The organism is Mesorhizobium sp. M7A.F.Ca.CA.004.06.1.1 (genome assembly GCF_003999135.1).
Classification (GTDB): Bacteria; Pseudomonadota; Alphaproteobacteria; order Rhizobiales; family Rhizobiaceae; genus Mesorhizobium.
Genome location: NZ_RZPQ01001106.1, coordinates 1 through 1,355 on the forward strand (window position 1 = coordinate 1; position 1,355 = coordinate 1,355).

General features: G+C 67.7%; 2 protein-coding genes. Both read right to left on the bottom strand.

Annotated elements, in window-relative coordinates; genetic code table 11:
* Nucleotides 1-6: 6 nt before the first annotated feature.
* Complete coding sequence (cobT, locus tag EN906_RS34240; protein ID WP_127268500.1) at nucleotides 7-1,017, bottom strand: nicotinate-nucleotide--dimethylbenzimidazole phosphoribosyltransferase; 1,011 nt, start codon at nucleotides 1,015-1,017, stop codon at nucleotides 7-9.
* 51 nt (nucleotides 1,018-1,068) lie between these two features.
* On the bottom strand, nucleotides 1,069-1,355 hold a 287-nt coding region (locus EN906_RS34245), incomplete at its 5' end, for an adenosylcobinamide-GDP ribazoletransferase (protein ID WP_206529258.1).

Below are 1,355 nucleotides of genomic sequence, written 5' to 3' on the forward strand. Positions count from 1 at the left end.
GGATAACTACTTCTCCGAAACGCCAGCCTCGGCAAAACTCGCCATGCGGGCATGGCACTCCAGCGCCGAGCGGACGATGTTGACGGCGAGGCAGGCGCCGGAGCCTTCGCCGAGCCGCATGCCGAGATCGAGCAGCGGCGGCAGGCCGAGGGCTTCGAGCAGGCCGCGATGGCCCGATTCGGCCGAAACGTGAGCGGCGATTGTGTGGGCGAGGCCGGTTGGGTGCATCTTTGCCAGTGGGGCTGCGGCGGCGGTGCAGACGAAGCCGTCGAGCAGCACGGGGATGCCCAGATGGCGGGCGGCCAGCGTGGCGCCGAAGATGGCGGCGAGTTCGCGGCCGCCAAGCGCGGCAGCGAGAGCGAGCGGGTCAGCAAGGGCGGCGGCGTGACGCTTCAGCCCGGCTTCGATGGCGACCACCTTGCGCTTGAGGCCGGCGTCGTCGACGCCGGTGCCGCGTCCGGTCCATTTTTCAGCACCACCGCCGAACAGGGCAGCCGAAATGGCGGCGGCCGGCGTGGTGTTGCCGATGCCCATTTCGCCGAAGCAGATCAGGTCGAGGTCGTTTGTCACGGCGTCATACCCGGCGGAGACAGCCGCGAGAAATGCCTTGTCGTCCATCGCCGGCACTTGGGTGAAGTCGCCAGTCGGATGGTCGAGATCGAGTGGGATGACATCGAGTTCGGCGCCGGCCATGCGGGCAAGCTGGTTGATGGCGGCGCCGCCGCCGGCGAAATTCGCCACCATCTGCACGGTGACTTCCGAGGGATAGGCCGACACGCCTTGCGCGGTGACGCCATGGTTGCCGGCGAATACGAAAACCTTGACGCGGTCGAGTTTCGGCATGTCGCGGCCCTGCCAGCGCGCCAGCCAGGCGGCGATGGTCTCCAGCCGGCCGAGGCTGCCTTGCGGCTTGGTCAGCGTGTCCTGGCGGCGGGCGACCGCATTGGCCGCGGCATCGCTGCCGGCCGGTAGGTCGAGGCAGGCGGCGCGCAATTCACTAAGGGATTTGAAGGGCATGGGGGCAAAGTCTCCGAAAAGGAATCAGGCCAAGAGAATCAGGCCAGGGGATCAGGAAAGCGCTACGGAAGCGACGAGCAGCACCGCGATCTCGCTTGCCTGCTGCAAGGCGCCGATCGTGTCGCCGGTCTGGCCATCGATCTGGTTGAGGCAAAGGGCGCGGAACGCGGCAAACAGCAGGCCAAGCAGGATCAGCGCGAAGATGGCTCCGCCGAGCCCGAGCAGGAGCAGCGGGATCGCGCCGAGCACGGCGCCGGCGATGGCGGTTTCCTGCGAGACGGTGCCGGCATCGGCCGAGAGGCCATCGACTCGCGCTGGAGGCAAGAGATGCATGAAGG

Bases quoted from the DNA above. Each gene is read 5' to 3' on its own strand.
- cobT (WP_127268500.1), bottom strand. From the start codon at position 1,017: ATGCCCTTCAAATCCCTTAGTGAATTGCGCGCCGCCTGCCTCGACCTA.